Consider the following 17,317-nt stretch of genomic DNA (forward strand, 5'->3'; position numbering starts at 1 on the left):
TATTCAGAACACCAGTTCCGACTCCAGCAGCGTCAAAATACCGTCGGCATCTTCCGCCGCAAACAGCGACTGACGGAACTGCTTATTCACCAGCTTACGCGCCAGCTGTGAAAAGACCTTCACGTGGTTCATGCCTTCATCGGCGCCCAGCGTTAGCATAATCACCAGCTCAACCTCACCCATCTCAGACTGCCAATCCACCGGCTTCGCCAGGCGGGCAATGCTGATACTGGAGTGGCGTATCCACTGCGATTTGGTGTGCGGAATCGCCACGCCAAAGCCAACGCCGGTCGTCACAATCTCCTCACGCTGCCACACGTCCTCTTCCAGTTCGAACGGATAGTCGGTGCGGCCGTTTACGCCGAGGTTGCCGCAGAGGAACTGAATCGCCTGCTCTTTATTGGCGAACGATTCGCCGACAAAGATATTTTCCAGCGCCAGCAGCGGACGAACGTCTTTTTCCGGTGCGAACTGATTTAACAGCGTTTCAATCTCCTCCGCGCTGCGGCATTCACAGGCCTGAAGCGCCAGTTCACGGCAGGCCTGGCTATCAAGCTGGCGAATCTGGCTTTTCACCGCCGGAATGCGCGGACTACTCATGCTCAGCTCGTCCAGACCTAATCCCAACAACAGCGGTAAATAGCGGCTCTCACCGCCCAGCTCACCGCAGATGCCGACCCATTTTCCACGTTCATGCGCCACCCGGACAATTTGCTGCAGCATACGCAGAAACGACGGCGTAATCGGATTATACAGCGGCGAAACGCGCGGGTTATTACGGTCAACCGCGTACAGATACTGCGTCATATCGTTGGAGCCAATGCTGAAGAAATCAACCTCGTCGCAGAAATGGTCGATGATGTAACAGACCGAAGGCACCTCCACCATAATGCCCAGTGAGAGGTGCTCGGCATGGCGCAGGCCGTCCCGCTTGAGCTCCGCTACGGCTTTTTGCAGTTCGCTTTTCACCCACAGGATCTGATCGAGGCTATGCACCATTGGGATCATCAGCCGGGCGTCGCCAAAGATTGCCGCTCGCAGGATGGCACGAAGCTGGCTGCGAAAGAGCCCGGCAAATTCAGGGTAGATACGTACCGCGCGGTAACCGAGGAACGGGTTCTCTTCCTGTGGGATATTGAGATAGGGAATATTTTTATCGCCGCCAATGTCCATGGTGCGGAAGATAACCGGCTTGCCTTCCGCTGCCAGCAGCACCTGCTGATAGGCTTCAAACTGCTCCTGCTCGTCGGGGGCGCTGTCTCTGTCCATAAACAGCATTTCGGTGCGGAACAGCCCAACCCCTTCGGCGCCGTTGGCAAACGCGCCGGGCGCTTCCAGCGCGGTACCGATATTGGCGGCTATATCTATGCGCTGGTTATCTTTGGTCAGCGCAATCTGTTCGGCGTCTCGCGTCTGCTGCTGCTGACGCTTATCCGCCAGTCGTTGCGCAATGGCGTAATAGCCGCTCACCGCTTCATTCGGGTTAATTGCCAGTACACCGCACTGGGCATCCAGCACCGCAGGCTGGCCTGCGTAGCGCACAATGGCGTCCAGCGGCAGCTCACTCAGCACCGGAATGGCCGACGCACGCGCCAGAATCAGCGTGTGGGAGGTGCGCCCGGTCTTCTCCAGAATCATCCCGGAGAGATGCTGTAGATCGAGGCTTAAAAACTGGCTGGGCGTCAGGTCTTCGGCCACCAGAATCGTGGGTTTATCCAGCACCAGCGCATTGCGCGGGCGGCGATCGGGCCAGGTGATGTGCAGCAGCTGTTCGCTGATATCGCGGATATCGCTCACCCGTTCACGCAGATAATCACTAGTGGAAGCCAGCAGCTTGTCGCACACCTGCTCCATGTTGGTGATGATCGCATCGCCAAGCCCTTTTTGCCGTCCGGCCATCAGGCGACGGATATTCCCGGCAAACTCGTCGTCCTGAATCAGCGACAGATGCGCGCTGAGGATCGTTTTGCTTTCGCCATCGCGCTCGCGCAGCTGTTGGTTCAGCCGTTCGGCAAGCGTCGCCAGACTATGTTCCAGCCGGGTCGCATCTTCGGCATTAGCGGGGATCGCACGATAAATGTCCAGGCTATCGCTTTGCCAGAGGGTCAGTTCCCCTGCTCCGACGCCCCCCGCCAACACGTTGCCGTAGAGCAGATCGGGGTTCAGACGAATCAGCGAGCGGGGCAATGGATGCGCCGCCAACTCCGCGGCCGTAGGCTGGACGCTGTCGCTGTCTATAAAGCGAGTCTGAATGTACTCCTCCAGCACGCGTCTCGCCTGCTCGGCGTCGCTGCCGGTAATGTTCAGGCTGCAACTATCGTTGAACAGCGTGCCGGTGCCAATCAGCGCCAGCGAGCTTTTCGCATCTGCCTGGGCATTCTGGCGATGATTGATAAAAATGATGTCGCTTTGCCACTGGCTGCACTGCTCTTTGAGTTCCCATGCTGGGCGCGCGTGCAGGCCGTTCGGTAGCGGGCAAAGAAATTGAATCGTTAACATAACCACTCCTGTTAGCGCGAGATCAGCACCTGAAGTCCGTCAGGTGAGCCACGGTCTCACGCGTAAAACCGGTAATCAACGCCGAAAGCAGCGCCTGGGTTTGCAGAATGTCGCGGCAGTCGGCAATCGAGGCAGCGCAGTGCCCATGGCGGGTCGCTGGGCCGATAACGACAGTCGGAACGCCCGTCCCGCTGAGGTGAACGGCGCCGCCGTCGGTACCGCCGTTGCTGAACATGTCGAGCTGCAGCGGGATATCCATCCCAGCGGCAATCCGTTCGATAAATGCCGTCAGTTTCGGGGGCGCAATCAGCGATTTGTCGCTGAGCACCAGCATTGGCCCTTTTCCTATCTGCCGATGATTCGCCGCGCCATAGTCGAAGTTTTTTGCCCAGCAGGCGGTATCCAGCACAATGGCCACATCCGGCGACACCGCGCGGGTGGCCGTCTGCCCCCCACGTAGTCCCACCTCTTCGCTGGAACTCGCCACCAGCCAGACCTCAGCGGGCAACTCGGTCGCGTGCAGTTCACGCAGGAGCGCCACCAGCAGGTAGCAGCCAAGCCGATCGTCGAAGGCCTTGCCCATGACCCGCTGGTGCGGCAGCGCCTGGAAAGGGGTATCAAAGGTGACGCGATCGCCCGGGCGAACCCCCGCCGCTATCACCTCATCGTAAGATCGTGCGCCAATATCGACCCGCAGCGCGCTCACCTCATTGCCGCTTCGCTCGCCGTCGAGCAGGCCGGGAATTTTGCTCGCCTCTCGGGTAGTGATCCGCACCGGCTGGAGCTGACGGGCGGCCATGCGCACGTTGCCGACCGGCAGCACATCAATCGCCCCTTCCGAGGAGATGCTGCGCACAATAAAGCCCACTTCATCCATATGCGCGCAGATCATCACCTTCGGGCCGTCGGATTCATTTAATCGGATCAGTACCGATCCTAGTCCGTCAAAGCGCACCTCTTTGCGCAGACGATCCGCCTCTTCCAGCAGGATCTGGCGAACCTCATGTTCTGAGGAGGCGATCGCATCTGCCTCGCTCAGCGCTTTTAACAGCGATAAATCCATCATGCCTCTCCCGTGCATAACAATGTTTTCGGCATACCGTAGAGCACCTCGGCACCGGTTGGCGTCACCAGCACGACGTCTTCAATGCGCACACCGCCCTGCCCCGGTAAATAAATGCCGGGCTCCACGGTCAGCAACATGCCCGGTGCAAGCAGCGTGGTATCGGTTGGCGAGAAGCGCGGATCTTCATGGACATCAATGCCAATCGCATGACCGGTGTTATGACCGAAGTATTCACCGTAGCCCGCCTCGGCGATGGTGTGCCGGGCGGCTGTGTCCACCTCCTGGCAGCGTACGCCGGGGCGAATTGCTGCGATGCCAGCAAGCTGCGCCTGTAGCACCACCTGATAAACCGAATAAAGCGGGTGCGCCTGCGGCGAAACGCCGCCGGAGACCAAAAAAGTGCGTGTCATATCAGAGCAGTAGCCTTGATACTGCGCGCCGAAGTCGAGGGTGATTAACTCTCCGGCCTCAACAAGCTTGTTACTCGCCTTGCCGTGCGGCAGCGCGCCGCGCCAGCCGCTGGCGACAATGGTGTCGAAAGAGGCTGTTTCCGCACCCTGCGAGCGCATAAACCACTCCAGTTCGGCAGCAATGTCGCGCTCGCGCATCCCCGGTTGGATAAAGCGGCGAATATGCTCCGCGCTCTGGTCAGCAATCCGGCAAGCCTGGCGAATCAGGTCAATCTCCTGCGGCGTTTTGATACGCCGTAAAGCATCGAGGGAAGTGCCGACCAGCGCGGCGTTGATCGACGCTTGCCAGCGCTGTGCGGTCTGCCAGCTCACCTGTCCGCCCTCAAAACCGAGGGTGTGCAGATGCTCGTCGGCCACAATCTGATTCACGATGGCCGTCAGCGTCCGCTCGGCGTCCAGCAGGTGCATCTGGTAGCCATCGGCACGAGACTGGATATCGGCGTAGTAACGCGCATCGGCCAGGATATGCGCACTGTCACGGGTAATCAGCACATAGCCGGAGCCGGTGGAAATCCCCAGATGTGGCTGCTTATTCTGGCGCGATGAAATCAGTACCGCGTCCAGCTTCTGCTCTGCCAGCCACTGTCGCAGCGATGCCAATAACGTCATGATCTTCGTCCTTATCCTTAGAGGCTTTCAATCAGCAGTTTGCCTCTGCGGTACTGCAGGTTACGCAGGAACACCACCATCAGCGCGGTAATAATCGCCCCCAGCGCAATCCCTGCCATATAGACGCCAAGGTTACTCACCAGCGGCCACGCCCAGATAGCTGACTCTGGGAACCACTGAACCGCGCCCAGCCAGACGGCGGCGGTCGAACCCACAATGGCCCCTACCATATAGGACGGAATAGCGGTAACCGGGCTCTCCAATGCAAACGGAATCGCCCCTTCGCTGATCCCCATAAACGCCAGGAACATCGCCGTTTTCCCCTGCGGATAAAGCTGAGCGCTGAACAGCCGTTTGCCGGTTAAGCGACGGTCAAGGATGGTGGCCAGCCCCAGACCAATCGGTGGAATGACGATCGCTATCGAACGGGCCGTAATCGGCAGAACGTGGTCGGTGGTAAAGCTAAAGGCCACAAAGCCTGCCGCTTTGTTGATAGGCCCACCGAGGTCGATTGCCGTTGCCGCCGCGATCCCCATCGCGTACATCAGCGTGCCCTTTTCGCCCGCGGTAGTCAGCAGCGTACGAATACCGCCGTTGATCCAGCCGCCGAAAGGTGTGATGACGTAATACATCGCCAGCATGACGAAAATCGCAGAGAGGATCGGCAGTAAGAAGGTGGTTTTAAACGCCAACAGGAAATCAGGCAGCTGGATTTTCTGGTTCATCCACTTCACCAGATAACCGGCGACGATGGAGATAATCAGCGCGCCAATAAAGGTGGAAGGAACCGGCGCGGTGGTCACCCAGTGCAGCGTGTTCGAGTCAAAGTTAAGCATCTGGGTTGGCTGAGTGGACATCAACCCGCCGATAAACCCGGCCGGAAACGCCAGCTTGCCGCCGATGGAGTTCGCCACGAAGGCGGCAAACATCGGGATCGCAAAGCCAAACAGCACGCCGCCAAAGGACTGCGACAGCCAGGCAAATTTCAGTAGCGAAAGATTAAAGCCCGTAAATTGTCCGCTGTTAAGCGCATCCATGATGCCGGTATCGGCGGGGATCTTGAGCCAGCTGTAGGCGATAAGCTGGCTGAACGCGAGGATCACCCCGCCCATGATAAGCGTCGGTACCATGCGCGAAATCCCTGACATCACGTGCTGCGGGAGTTCGCCCCAAAAGCTGTTTCGAGCGGCTGGCGGCGTTTTTATCGCGGCAGCACCGGATGCGCCAGGCACAACGGTTGCACTGCGTTTCTTTATGGCCATAGTGGTATCCCTGTCGACAATTATTGTTGTTCGGCTGCAACCATCTCTTCGATTTCTTTAATAATGCCAGCGGCATTTTTGATGGCGTCCTGTAACGTAATTTCGTACACGTCACGGGTTTCAAAGCGCTCGTTATCCTCCGGCGTGACGGCAACGGAGTGGATGATTAGCGTCGCTTCGGCGATGTCCTGCGCCGTCAGGCGGTTTTGGATACCGTCTGCGCCCTGCGTTTCAATTTTCACTTCGTATCCCGCTTCAACCGCCGCTTCTTCCAGCGCCTGAGCTGCCATAAAGGTATGTGCCAGACCCATCGGGCATGCGCAGACTGCAATCAGTTTTTTAGTCATCACAAACTCCTTCAGATAGTTAACGAGGGGAATTATGGCTAACACTTCGCAACCATTGTTAGCAGACGAACAATGCTTTTACTGGACAAATAATCCCGCCTGACGGAAATGTGACGAACGTCGGAATGATGAATAACGGGCGAAAAAAAACCGCGTCATGAACGCGGTTTGGCGATGTGGTTCCCGGCGTCGCAACGCTCGGCCGGGCTACATGGGTTTTCCGACAGTTTACAGAATTTGGCCCAACGTTTGACGCAGGTGCGCACCGGAACCCAGCAGCCCCGGATTGTCGTGGACAATCAGGTAGACCGGGATTGGGTGTACGTAATCTTTAAAGCGGCCCTTATCTTCAAACCCGCCACGGAAGCCGGAGGCTTTGAAGAACTCAAGGAAGCGCGGCACGATGCCACCGGCGATATAGACGCCGCCAAAGGTGCCAAGGGTTAACGCCAGGTCGCCGCCAAAGCGGCCCATGATGACGCAGAACAGGGACAGCGCGCGGCGGCAGTCGGTGCAGGTATCAGCCAGCGCGCGTTCGGTAATATCCTTCGGCTTGTAGTTTTCCGGCACGCGGTTGTCGGACTTCACAATGGCCCGATAGAGGTTGATAAGGCCAGGACCGGAGAGCACGCGCTCGGCGGAAACGTGGCCAATTTCTTCGCGCAACACTTCAAGGATAATCCCCTCTTCTTCGCTGTTCGGCGCGAAGTCAACGTGGCCACCTTCGCCCGGCAGGCTGACCCAGCGCTTGTCGACGTGAACCAGATGCGCCACGCCAAGGCCGGTGCCCGCGCCGTAAACGGCGATCGGTTTGCCTTCCACCGGCTCGGTGCCGCCGAACTGGATCAGATGCTCTTTTTTCAGCATCGGAATCGCCATGGAGACCGCGGTGAAGTCGTTGATAATTTCCAGATGCGAGAAACCGAGGTTTTTCTTCATTTCCGCAATCGAGAACTGCCAGGTGTGGTTGGTCATCGCCACCCAGTCACCGGTAATCGGGCAGGCAATCGCGATACAGCCGTCTTCGACCGACACGTTATGCTCGTCGAGATAGACGCGGACAACGGCTTCCAGGCTTGGATAATCCAGGCCGGAATAGGTTTTCGCCTGCGAAATTTCACCGCTGGCTAAATCGCACAATGCCAGACGCGCATTGGTGCCCCCAACATCACCCACTAAAGCAAACTTTGTCATTCCGTTACGGCTCCGCTAAAGTCAGAATAAATCTTTGTCACACTGTAAATTCAAGGCGCTTTCACGACAATGACGTTTGTGTGAGCACCCCAGGATTATCGATCCCGGTCACATTTTTTGCCTCATTCTTATCAGATGCAAAGGCCGGATGCGCTATCGCGCCGTATCGTTTCAGCATCATTTGCGCTGAACGTAAACGCCGGAAAATGCAAAGTAACCTCAGCATTCAGTCAAAAGGATAAAAACATGCTCCACCCGCGAGCCAGAACGATGTTGTTGCTCTCTATTCCCGCGGTGCTGATCGGTATCGCCTCGAGCCTGCTTTTAATTGTGGTGATGAAAATTGCCGCCGTGCTGCAACATCTGCTGTGGCGCAATCTGCCCGCGACGTTCGGCGTGGCCTTTGACTCCCCTTTTTGGATAATCCTGATGCTGACCCTGACCGGCATCGCCGTCGGTCTGGTCATTCGCTATAGCCCCGGTCATGCCGGGCCGGATCCGGCCAGCGAACCGTTAATCGGCGCGGCAGTTCCCCCTTCACATCTACCGGGACTGGTACTTGCGTTAATTATCGGCCTGGCGGGCGGGGTTAGCCTCGGCCCTGAGCACCCGATTATGTCGGTGAACATCGCGCTGGCGGTTGCGCTGGGCGCACGCTTCTTCCCGCGTGTCAGCTCGCTGGACTGGACCATTCTCGCCGCAGCGGGCACCATCGGCGCACTGTTTGGCACTCCGGTTGCCGCCGCGCTGATTTTCACCCAGACGCTAACCAGCAATAACGAATCACCGCTGTGGGACCGCCTGTTTGCGCCGCTGCTGGCCGCCGCCGCCGGGGCATTAACCACCGGCGTATTCTTTCATCCGCAGTTTTCACTGCCGATTGAGCATTATCAGACGCTGCGCATCGTCGATATTTTCAGCGGGGCGATTGTCGCCGTCTTTGCTATCGCCGTCGGTATGGTCGCCGTCTGGTGCCTGCCGCATCTGCACGCGCTGATGCACCGATTGAAACATCCGGTCTTAATCCTCGGCGTCGGCGGTTTTGTGCTGGGGATTATTGGCACCGTTGGCGGGCCAATCACCCTGTTTAAAGGGCTGGATGAGATGCAGCGGCTAACAGCCGGGCAGAGCTTCGGCGCAGGCGACTATATGCTGTTTGCGCTCAGCAAGCTGGCGGCGCTGGTCGTGGCTGCCGCCTGCGGGTTCCGTGGTGGGCGCATCTTCCCGGCGGTATTTGTCGCAGTGGCGCTAGGCCTGATGCTGCATGCGCATGTGGATGCCGTTCCGGCGGCGATTACCGTCTCCTGCGCTATTCTGGGGCTGGTTTTAGTGGTCACTCGCGATGCCTGGCTGAGCCTGTTTATGGCCGCCGTGGTGGTGCCTGATACCACGCTGCTGCCGCTGCTGTGCATCGTGATGCTCCCCGCCTGGCTCCTGCTGGCGGGGAAACCCACAATGATGGTGCCGCGCAAACGTAAGGATTAATGGCTGTTGTTACGCGCCTCTAGCGCCTGGGTGACCGCTTTTAACAGCGGCGGAATATCCATTTTCGGCAGCATCACCTCAAGCAGGGTCAGCCTGTCCCGGTGGGCGGCGCGCGCCAGCGCGTCGCTAAGCTGCGAGACGTTGCTCACTTTCCAGCATTCGGCCTGGCAATCCAGGTTGAGTGCCTGCGGCAGCTGGGTCCAGTTCCATAGGCTGATATCGTTATAGCGCTCTTCCGGGCCATGAATCGCCCGTTCGACCGTGTAGCCTTCATTATTCAGCAGCAGAATCAGCGGCTTCAGCCCATCGCGCAGCATTGAGCTGAGCTCCTGAATCGTCAGCTGCGCGGCCCCGTCTCCCACCACCAGCACTACGCGCCGCTCCGGCTGCGAGGTCTGCGCGCCAAATGCGGCCGGCAGCGTGTAGCCAATCGATCCCCACAGCGGCTGCACGATCAGGCTGGCCCCCTGCGGGAGCGTCAGGTCAGCAAGCCCGAACGCCGCCGTCCCCTGATCGCCCAGTATAATGTCGTGCGGCATCAGATATTTATCCAGAGTTTGCCAGAAGTGGCGCTGGGTTAGCTGCCCGGTATCCGCCGTCGCCGTTTTCTGCGCCCGAGGGGGCTGAATTTGCCACTGCGCGGAAAAGTCACGGCTCAGCGCGATAAGCGCATTCACCGCCTCCTGCATGCCTATCCCGCTAAACCAGCGTTTCCCTACCCGCGCGGCAAAAGGCTGGATTTCAATCGATTTTTCTACCGGAATCTGGTGGGTAAAGCCCGCCGTGATCGTGTCGGTAAAACAGGTGCCGATGCAAAAAATAACCTCCGCATCTTCTATTGCGGCTCGCGTTTCCGGCTGGCTGGCACCACCGCTGTAAGTGCCCACAAACCCAGCATGCGTCTCATTAAATAGCCCTTTGCCCATCAGCATGGTCGCGTGAGGGATCGGTAGCGCATCCATCCATTTGTTTAGCGTCGATTGCAGACCAAAGCGTAGGGCAAGCACATCGGCCAGCAGCGAGACACGGCTGCGGTCATTCAACAACGCGCGGGCGTGCGAAACAAAATCGGTCAGTTCAGTCGAGTCAACCGGCGTAGGTTTTGCCGTGAGAGCGTTTACAGGAGGAGAGGTTGGCAGCGCGGCGATATCCGCAGGCAACAGCAGATAGCCAGGGCGGCAGTAGTGCAGAATATCGCGCAGCACGCGGTCAATTTCATCGCGGGCGTTAGCAGCATCCAGCACGCCCTGCGCTACCGAGATAGGCGCGCTCATCTGGCGAAAGCGATCGAAATTGCCATCACCCAACGTGTGGTGTAAACACTCACGTCGCTGCTGAGCACCGGTACAGGGGGCACCGACAATATGCAGAACAGGAACGTGTTCAGCAAAGCTCCCCGCTACCCCGTTCAGCGCACTCAGTTCACCGACGCCGAAGGTGGTGAGCAGCGCGCCGCAGCCCTGCATCCGCGCGTAACCATCGGCGGCGTAGGCGGCGTTGAGTTCGTTCGCGCAGCCGACCCAGCGAATCTGTCGGTGCGCGATAACATGGTCGAGAAACTGGAGGTTGTAGTCTCCGGGGACGCCAAACAGGTGGTCAACGCCACAGTCGGCGAGGCGGTCAAGCAGATAATCTGCCACGGTATAGGACGTTGTCATCATGCACCTCCTCCAGTCAGTATTCTTTGAGTATTGAGGAAGTGTTAAGGCTGTCCAGATTTCGTCAAAAAGTCCCCTGGAAAGCAATTTTTACAGATTTCAGGAGTGTACGAGTCGGTGGACATTCGCTAGTGTAAGCGTATACACAACCGGATAATCTGGAGGACACAATGGTTTACAAGGCAAGCCCGACGCGTTACGAGACCATGACGTTTCAGCGCTGCGGCAATAGCGGCCTCAAGCTGCCGGCCGTTTCGCTGGGGCTGTGGCACAACTTTGGCGATGAAACGCGAGTAGAAAACAGCCGCCAACTGCTGCAACACGCGTTCGACCTTGGGATCACCCATTTCGACTTAGCGAACAACTACGGGCCGCCTCCAGGCTCTGCTGAAAGCAACTTTGGCCGCATCCTGCGGGAAGATTTCCTGCCCTACCGCGATGAGCTGATTATCTCCAGCAAAGCCGGTTATACCATGTGGGACGGGCCGTATGGCGACTGGGGTTCACGTAAATATCTGATTTCAAGCCTCGATCAGAGCCTGAAGCGGATGGGGCTTGAGTACGTCGATATTTTCTATCACCACCGCCCGGACCCGGAAACGCCGCTGCAGGAAACCATGCGTGCGTTGGATCATATCGTGCGTCAGGGCAAGGCCCTGTACATCGGGCTTTCCAACTACCCGGCCGAACTGGCAAGTCAGGCTATTGCGATGCTGAACGACCTCGGTACACCGTGTCTTATTCACCAGCCGAAGTATTCAATGCTTGAGCGAAGCCCTGAAAATGGCCTGCTTCAGGTACTCCAGCAGGAAGGCGTCGGCTGTATCGCCTTCTCACCGTTAGCGGGCGGGCAACTGACCGATCGTTACCTGCACGGCATTCCGGCAGACTCCCGTGCCGCTAGCGGCAGCATCTTCCTGAAGCCAGAGCAGTTGACCGACGGCAAGCTGGAAGCCGTACGCCAGCTTAACGCTATCGCAGAGCAGCGTGGTCAGAAGCTATCGCAGATGGCGCTGGCGTGGGTTTTACGCCAACAGGCGGTGACGTCGGTATTGATTGGTGCCAGCAAAACCGCGCAGCTTGATGATGCAGTGGGCATGCTGAGCAATCGGCATTTCAGCGCTGAGGAAAGCGAAACCATCGATAGTATTCTGCGCAGTATAAAATAACGGCGACTTTAGCAAAAAGTGCTCTCTCCTGACGATTTAAGAGTTACCCCAATAATCGCGGTATTTACCGAATTGTAATATTGCGTTAACAGGCCTTACAGGCCACGATCGTATAGGAGAGAAGTATGTTCAGGTCACTGATTCTGGCGGCAGTGTTGATGGCATCGGCCCCGATGTTCGCGAATGCTGGTGAAATCACCCTGCTGCCGTCCGTAAAATTACAAATTGGCGATCGCGATAATTACGGTAATTACTGGGACGGCGGTCGCTGGCGCGATCGTGATTACTGGCATCGTAACTGGTATCACCGCGATAACGGCTGGCACCGCGGTTGGGATAACCGCAAAGCCTATGAGCGCGGCTATCGTGAAGGCTGGAGCGACCGCGACGATCATCGCGGACGCGGGCGCGGTCATGGACACGGGCATCATCACTGATATTTTCCCGGAGTTGCTGCTCTTGTCCGGGCTACACATCAAAAGTAGCCCGGACAAGCGGGTTTATTACATCAACGTTCCCAGCAGCAACCACCCATTCAACGCCACCACAATCGCCACAATCACCCAGCCAATCCGTTTAATCCACAGCGTGTTGACCAGTTCGCCCATCAACTGACGATTGCTGGTGAAAATCAGCAGCGGCACCAGCGCCAGCGCGATGCCGAAGCTTAGCAACACCTGGCTCATCACCAGAATACGCGTTGGGTCGAGCCCCATCAGAATCACAATAAATGACGGCAGCATCGTCACCGCACGACGGAACCACAGCGGAATGTGGAAGCGAATAAAGCCCTGCATTACCACCTGACCTGCCAGCGTCCCAACCACCGTGGAGGAGAGTCCCGCCGCCACCAGACTCAGGCCGAAGATGGTTGCTGCCGCATGGCTCAGCAACGGTTCGAGGGTGAGATACGCTTCATCAAGGTCGGCAATGCCGGTGTGACCGTGGAAGTGGAACGCCGCGGCCGCCGTCGCCATCATCGCCAGGTTCACAAAACCGGCAATGGTCATGGCGATCGCCACATCCCAGCGCGTGGCGTGATAGCGCTCTTTGGCGCTGCCGCCATGCAGATGCTGAGTCAGAGATGAGTGCAGATAAATAACGTGCGGCATGATAGTCGCACCCAGCACGCCCGCCGCGAGGAACACCGCTTCGGAGTTAGGCAGCGACGGAATAATCATCCCTTTCGCGAGCGGTGCCATCTGTGGCTGGGAAAAAACCAGCTCAACGATATAGGCCGCTGCCACAAATAGCAGCAGGCCGCCAATCACTTTTTCCAGCGGCTTTTGCCCACGGCGCTGCAACATCAGAATCAGGTAGGTGGCAACCCCCGTCAGCACCGCCCCTTGCAGCAGCGAAACGCCGAGGATCAGCTTAAAGCCGATTGCCGCCCCGATAAATTCTGCCAGATCGGTTGCCATAGCGATAATTTCCGCCTGCACCCAGTAAAACCAGACCACCGGGCGCGGATAATGGTCGCGAATCTGCTCCGCCAGGTTTTTTCCCGTGGCGATACCGAGCTTCGCGGACAGCACCTGAATCAGCATCGCCATCAGGTTCGCCCAGACGACAACCCACAGCAACTGATAGCCGAAGCTCGCCCCTGCCTGAATGTTGGTGGCAAAGTTGCCGGGATCGATATAGCCGATGGCGGCAATAAATGCGGGCCCCATCAGCGCTAGCCGCATACGGCGCGCTGCACGACCGGTGTTACTCTCAACGCGACTGTTTGTCATGGTCTGCCTCAAAAACATAGCCTTTGCTATGTTTCAGGCTAACAGAATGCGAATGATTATCAAGTTCATTTGTAAAAGATGATAATGATTGCTCTGATAGCCGGAATCAATCGCCAGACTGGAGGTTGCGGGGGTTTGGTGTACGCTTAAGATGAGAGTAGTACAACAAAGGAACTTTTCATACATTTACTTAACATCACAAAAATGTATCTTTGATCACTAATTTTGAGTTTGCTCACAGGAACTAAATATAGTGGGATGGAGATCTCGTTTTATTTAATGATGTTACATAGAATGTGCAAGAAAATTTAACCCGTCTCATGTTTGGAGCAAATATGGACCGCGTCTTGCATTTTGTTCTCGCGCTCGTTGTGGTAGGGATCCTGGCCTTGCTGGTCAGCACCAACCGCAAACAGATTCGCATTCGTTATGTTATTCAATTACTTGTCATTGAAGTTTTACTGGCATGGTTCTTCCTGAACTCTGACATTGGTCTGGGCTTCGTACGCGGCTTTGCCGAAATGTTCGAAAAACTGCTTGGTTTTGCGAACAACGGGACCGACTTCGTCTTCGGCAGCATGAACGATAAAGGTCTGGCCTTCTTCTTCCTGAAGGTGCTCTGCCCTATCGTCTTCATCTCCGCGCTGATCGGTATTCTGCAGCATATCCGTATTCTGCCGATTATCATTCGTGCGATTGGTACCGTGCTGTCTAAAATCAACGGCATGGGTAAACTGGAATCTTTCAACGCCGTCAGCTCCCTGATTCTGGGCCAGTCTGAAAACTTCATCGCTTATAAAGATATCCTCGGCAAAATGTCCCGTAACCGCATGTACACCATGTCGGCCACGGCGATGTCTACCGTTTCCATGTCTATCGTGGGCGCCTACATGACCATGCTGGAGCCGAAGTTCGTTGTTGCGGCGCTGGTACTGAACATGTTCAGCACCTTTATCGTTCTGTCGCTGATCAACCCGTACCGCGTGGATGCTAGCGAAGAGAACATTCAAATGTCTAACCTGCACGAAGGACAGAGCTTCTTCGAAATGCTGGGTGAATACATTCTGGCAGGCTTCAAAGTTGCGATTATCGTTGCGGCAATGCTGATCGGCTTTATCGCCCTGATCGCCGCGCTGAACGCCCTGTTCGCGACCGTTACCGGTTGGTTCGGCTACAGCATCTCCTTCCAGGGCATTCTGGGTTATATCTTCTATCCTGTTGCATGGGTTATGGGTGTACCGGCAAGCGAATCCCTGCAGGTGGGTAGTATCATGGCGACCAAACTGGTTTCTAACGAATTCGTTGCCATGATGGATCTGCAGAAAGTCGCCGCTGAACTCTCCCCTCGCGCAGTTGGTATCATCTCCGTATTCCTGGTTTCCTTCGCTAACTTCTCTTCTATCGGTATCATCGCTGGCGCGATTAAAGGCCTGAACGAAGAGCAGGGTAACGTGGTTTCCCGCTTCGGTCTGAAGCTGGTGTACGGTTCTACGCTGGTGAGCGTTCTGTCTGCTTCTATCGCGGCACTGGTTCTGTAATCTACCCGCATTAAAAAAGGGCCTGTAACGTTGTTACAGGCCCTTTTTATTTATGACTCGGTCTGGTAGCCAATATCGCAAAGCGGTCTTGGCTTATCAATGAGATACCCCTGCATATAGTCCACACCTAGCTCCATTAGCAGCGCCTGCTGCGCCTCGGTCTCGACATATTCCGCCACAACCTCCAGATCCTGCATCTCCGCCAGTTCGCAGATGGAACGAATGATCATCGCATCCATTGGGTTAGTGAGCACGTCACGCACAAACGCGCCGTCAATCTTGATGATATCGGCCTCAAGACGCTTCAGGCGCTCATAGTTGGCGTAGCCAGTACCGAAGTCATCAATCGCAATCTGGCAACCGAATTCCCGCAGTCTATTGAGGTTCTGAATGCTGATATCCGAGTTCGAAAACGCCTGTTCTTCGGTAATTTCAATAATGATGCGCTGAACCTTAACCCGATAGCGTCGGAACAGCGCGATGATTTCGGCAGCACTCTCTTTGTGCATCAACGTGTAGGGCATCAGGTTGACGGAAAAACGCTGTCCTGGAAACGCCGGCAGCGAGCGGAACAGGTTTTCCAACACCTGCATGTCGAAGCGTTTGCTCAGGTTGAACTGCGTCAGGATGGGGATAAATTTATCCGGCATCACCATGCCGTTGGCATCCACCAGTCGGCTAAGGATTTCATAGTAGCCTTCGCCCGATGGCTTTCTGATAGGCTGCGCGTAGAGGACAAAGTTGTCCCACTCCAGCGCGCTTTTAATACGGTTGAGGAGCACAACGCGGTCGCCGGTTTCGTCATAGGCTTCCACCTGGCCGTTATCCAGTTGCAGTATCTGGCTCTCTTCACCGGCCTGTTCTGCCAGCCAGCTAAGCTGCCCAAGCGTATGGTAGAGATTGTCGTCCTGCGTACACACCCTGCCCCACGAAATACCGTATTCCAGCGTCAACAACGTGTTATTCCAGCGAATATCCTGACGGCGCAGAAAATCCACCAGATGGTTAAGCCTCGCTTCCGTTTCCGGGCCGTTCAGCACCAGCAGTAGTTCGTTGCCCGGCAACTGGAAGAGTTTCTCATTGTTATCGAGCTTAGGCTGCAGCACCTGAGTGATACTGCGCTTGCACTGAATACGCATCATCATGCCGTAGTGGCGGCTGAGGAAGTCCAGGTTTTTGATGTGCAGGCAGCAGACGCTAGTGACGCCCGGCGCCTTCATATAATCCTCCAGCGCACGCAGGTTAGGCAGCCCGGTCAACGGATCAATCATGGCCTGCTCGTGCCATTTCTGCTTCAGATGCTTGCTGCGATGGTAGATTTGCAGCATGTACTGCAGACAGACGGTAAACGAGATCAGCGCCGATAGGATAAATGAGAGCGAGTACTGAGTTTGAATGCCGTGTAGGAAATTTTTGTTGTACATCACCAGCACAAAGGCGGACAGCGTCCAACTTATCATGATCAACGGATACGACAGCTGGCTGATACCGAAGGCGAAAAAGATAAAGATGATGGGGACGAGATAACCGGCAAAGTAGCTGTCGCCGAACGGCGCACAGAGGAAAAACAGCATGCAAACCAACGCGAAGATCCAGGCGATAACGAAGCATTTGCCCCTTAACCCCGTATAGCCCGCAATGTTTTTACGCCAGAATACTCTGGCATAGCGGGTGTTCAGGCACATCCGCAATGGATAATAAAACAGTTTAGTAAATATTAAGGATGCGCAAACCAGTCCTTGAATATCAACAATCGCATAAATAACGGATGTTACATTAAAATAGCTAAACATTTCGACGGGAACAATGGTCAATTCTCCCGCGATATACATCATAATCTTAGCTAATATTGGCGCGATGAACCCGAGCCAAAAAATACGTAAGCCAATATGATGAATATCCAAACCATGTCGCCAACGTCGACCCAGCATGGAATATAAAATAAAGCTGGAAATGCAGACGGCGGTCAACTGACAGAACAGTAATATTAATGAATCAAAAGGCGAAAGGTGCAGCTGCCAGTAGTTAGTGGCGATAAAGCCCAGCGCCAGAGGCAGCACGGCATGGCGGCCAAACAGCATCATCAGCGCAATCATTACGCTCAGCGGTAACCATGCCAGATATACAGAATGACCATCATAAAACGCGGTCGGAGAGATATATCGAGAAACAGGAATCATCGTCAGGCTAATAATCAATGCCAGGACGAATTTCCTTATTGGGGTGCTCCGTTGCACAGTCATGCGTATCTGCCGATATCCTTTATCGTACGTAGAGTGACTGC

General features: G+C 56.0%; 13 protein-coding genes. 4 read left to right on the top strand and 9 right to left on the bottom strand.

The window, feature by feature from the left end; all coding sequences use genetic code 11:
* Nucleotides 1-3: 3 nt before the first annotated feature.
* The 6 genes from ptsP to glk form a co-directional block, all read right to left on the bottom strand.
* Nucleotides 4-2,499 carry a phosphoenolpyruvate--protein phosphotransferase gene (gene ptsP, locus AB2B48_RS11555; protein ID WP_368301831.1) on the bottom strand — a complete coding sequence of 832 codons (2,496 nt, stop codon included), beginning with the start codon at nt 2,497-2,499 and terminating at the stop codon, nt 4-6.
* Nucleotides 2,500-2,521: 22 nt separating this feature from the next.
* Complete coding sequence (gene ypdE / locus AB2B48_RS11560) at nt 2,522-3,562, bottom strand: aminopeptidase (protein WP_368301953.1); 1,041 nt, start codon at nt 3,560-3,562, stop codon at nt 2,522-2,524.
* Nucleotides 3,562-4,644, bottom strand: a complete 1,083-nt coding sequence (gene ypdF / locus AB2B48_RS11565; protein ID WP_368301832.1) for an aminopeptidase — start codon at nt 4,642-4,644, stop codon at nt 3,562-3,564. Before ypdF ends, ypdE begins: the two co-directional genes overlap by 1 nt.
* A 17-nt stretch (nt 4,645-4,661) precedes the next feature.
* On the bottom strand, nt 4,662-5,906 hold the full coding sequence (locus AB2B48_RS11570; protein WP_368301833.1) for a PTS fructose transporter subunit IIC: 1,245 nt from the start codon (nt 5,904-5,906) through the stop codon (nt 4,662-4,664).
* Nucleotides 5,907-5,926: 20 nt separating this feature from the next.
* Nucleotides 5,927-6,253 carry a PTS fructose transporter subunit IIB gene (locus tag AB2B48_RS11575; RefSeq protein WP_035895492.1) on the bottom strand — a complete coding sequence of 109 codons (327 nt, stop codon included), beginning with the start codon at nt 6,251-6,253 and terminating at the stop codon, nt 5,927-5,929.
* Between the two features lie 228 nt (nt 6,254-6,481).
* A complete protein-coding gene (gene glk / locus AB2B48_RS11580; RefSeq protein WP_368301834.1) occupies nt 6,482-7,447 on the bottom strand; it encodes a glucokinase in 966 nt (321 codons plus the stop codon).
* Nucleotides 7,448-7,693: 246 nt separating this feature from the next.
* Between glk and AB2B48_RS11585 the strand changes: the two genes are divergently transcribed.
* Nucleotides 7,694-8,932 carry an ion channel protein gene (locus AB2B48_RS11585; RefSeq protein WP_368301835.1) on the top strand — a complete coding sequence of 413 codons (1,239 nt, stop codon included), beginning with the start codon at nt 7,694-7,696 and terminating at the stop codon, nt 8,930-8,932.
* Here the strand turns inward: AB2B48_RS11585 and AB2B48_RS11590 are convergent.
* Nucleotides 8,929-10,590 (bottom strand): alpha-keto acid decarboxylase family protein, encoded by a 1,662-nt coding sequence (locus AB2B48_RS11590; RefSeq protein WP_368301954.1) that lies wholly within the window; start codon nt 10,588-10,590, stop codon nt 8,929-8,931. The two genes, AB2B48_RS11585 and AB2B48_RS11590, sit on opposite strands and share 4 nt — an antisense overlap.
* 170 nt (nt 10,591-10,760) lie before the next feature.
* Between AB2B48_RS11590 and mgrA the strand changes: the two genes are divergently transcribed.
* Together mgrA and AB2B48_RS11600 are read left to right on the top strand one after the other, a co-directional pair.
* Nucleotides 10,761-11,759 carry an L-glyceraldehyde 3-phosphate reductase gene (gene mgrA / locus AB2B48_RS11595; RefSeq protein WP_368301836.1) on the top strand — a complete coding sequence of 333 codons (999 nt, stop codon included), beginning with the start codon at nt 10,761-10,763 and terminating at the stop codon, nt 11,757-11,759.
* 125 nt (nt 11,760-11,884) lie between these two features.
* Nucleotides 11,885-12,196: a DUF2502 domain-containing protein gene (locus AB2B48_RS11600; RefSeq protein ID WP_185669503.1), complete on the top strand. Its 312-nt coding sequence runs from the start codon at nt 11,885-11,887 to the stop codon at nt 12,194-12,196.
* Nucleotides 12,197-12,262: 66 nt separating this feature from the next.
* On the opposite strand, the gene AB2B48_RS11605 is transcribed toward AB2B48_RS11600, so the two are convergent.
* On the bottom strand, nt 12,263-13,495 hold the full coding sequence (locus AB2B48_RS11605) for an Nramp family divalent metal transporter (protein WP_185669502.1): 1,233 nt from the start codon (nt 13,493-13,495) through the stop codon (nt 12,263-12,265).
* A gap of 335 nt (nt 13,496-13,830) precedes the next feature.
* Between AB2B48_RS11605 and AB2B48_RS11610 the strand changes: the two genes are divergently transcribed.
* Nucleotides 13,831-15,033, top strand: coding sequence for a NupC/NupG family nucleoside CNT transporter (locus AB2B48_RS11610; RefSeq protein ID WP_185669501.1), 1,203 nt, complete (start codon nt 13,831-13,833; stop codon nt 15,031-15,033).
* Nucleotides 15,034-15,083: 50 nt separating this feature from the next.
* Here AB2B48_RS11610 and AB2B48_RS11615 read toward each other — a convergent pair whose 3' ends face one another.
* A complete protein-coding gene (locus AB2B48_RS11615) occupies nt 15,084-17,276 on the bottom strand; it encodes an EAL domain-containing protein (protein WP_368301837.1) in 2,193 nt (730 codons plus the stop codon).
* Nucleotides 17,277-17,317 lie beyond the last annotated feature (41 nt).

Origin of the sequence: Kluyvera sichuanensis (genome assembly GCF_040930405.1) — a bacterium.
Taxonomy (GTDB): domain Bacteria; phylum Pseudomonadota; class Gammaproteobacteria; order Enterobacterales; family Enterobacteriaceae; genus Kluyvera; species Kluyvera sichuanensis.

What these genes read in the sequence shown, in the direction of transcription:
- ptsP (WP_368301831.1), bottom strand. Translation starts at nt 2,499, where the DNA reads ATGTTAACGATTCAATTTCTTTGCCCGCTACCGAACGGCCTGCACGCG.
- ypdE (WP_368301953.1), bottom strand. Translation starts at nt 3,562, where the DNA reads ATGGATTTATCGCTGTTAAAAGCGCTGAGCGAGGCAGATGCGATCGCC.
- ypdF (WP_368301832.1), bottom strand. Translation starts at nt 4,644, where the DNA reads ATGACGTTATTGGCATCGCTGCGACAGTGGCTGGCAGAGCAGAAGCTG.
- AB2B48_RS11570 (WP_368301833.1), bottom strand. Translation starts at nt 5,906, where the DNA reads ATGGCCATAAAGAAACGCAGTGCAACCGTTGTGCCTGGCGCATCCGGT.
- AB2B48_RS11575 (WP_035895492.1), bottom strand. Translation starts at nt 6,253, where the DNA reads ATGACTAAAAAACTGATTGCAGTCTGCGCATGCCCGATGGGTCTGGCA.
- glk (WP_368301834.1), bottom strand. Translation starts at nt 7,447, where the DNA reads ATGACAAAGTTTGCTTTAGTGGGTGATGTTGGGGGCACCAATGCGCGT.
- AB2B48_RS11585 (WP_368301835.1), top strand. Translation starts at nt 7,694, where the DNA reads ATGCTCCACCCGCGAGCCAGAACGATGTTGTTGCTCTCTATTCCCGCG.
- AB2B48_RS11590 (WP_368301954.1), bottom strand. Translation starts at nt 10,590, where the DNA reads ATGACAACGTCCTATACCGTGGCAGATTATCTGCTTGACCGCCTCGCC.
- mgrA (WP_368301836.1), top strand. Translation starts at nt 10,761, where the DNA reads ATGGTTTACAAGGCAAGCCCGACGCGTTACGAGACCATGACGTTTCAG.
- AB2B48_RS11600 (WP_185669503.1), top strand. Translation starts at nt 11,885, where the DNA reads ATGTTCAGGTCACTGATTCTGGCGGCAGTGTTGATGGCATCGGCCCCG.
- AB2B48_RS11605 (WP_185669502.1), bottom strand. Translation starts at nt 13,495, where the DNA reads ATGACAAACAGTCGCGTTGAGAGTAACACCGGTCGTGCAGCGCGCCGT.
- AB2B48_RS11610 (WP_185669501.1), top strand. Translation starts at nt 13,831, where the DNA reads ATGGACCGCGTCTTGCATTTTGTTCTCGCGCTCGTTGTGGTAGGGATC.
- AB2B48_RS11615 (WP_368301837.1), bottom strand. Translation starts at nt 17,276, where the DNA reads ATGACTGTGCAACGGAGCACCCCAATAAGGAAATTCGTCCTGGCATTG.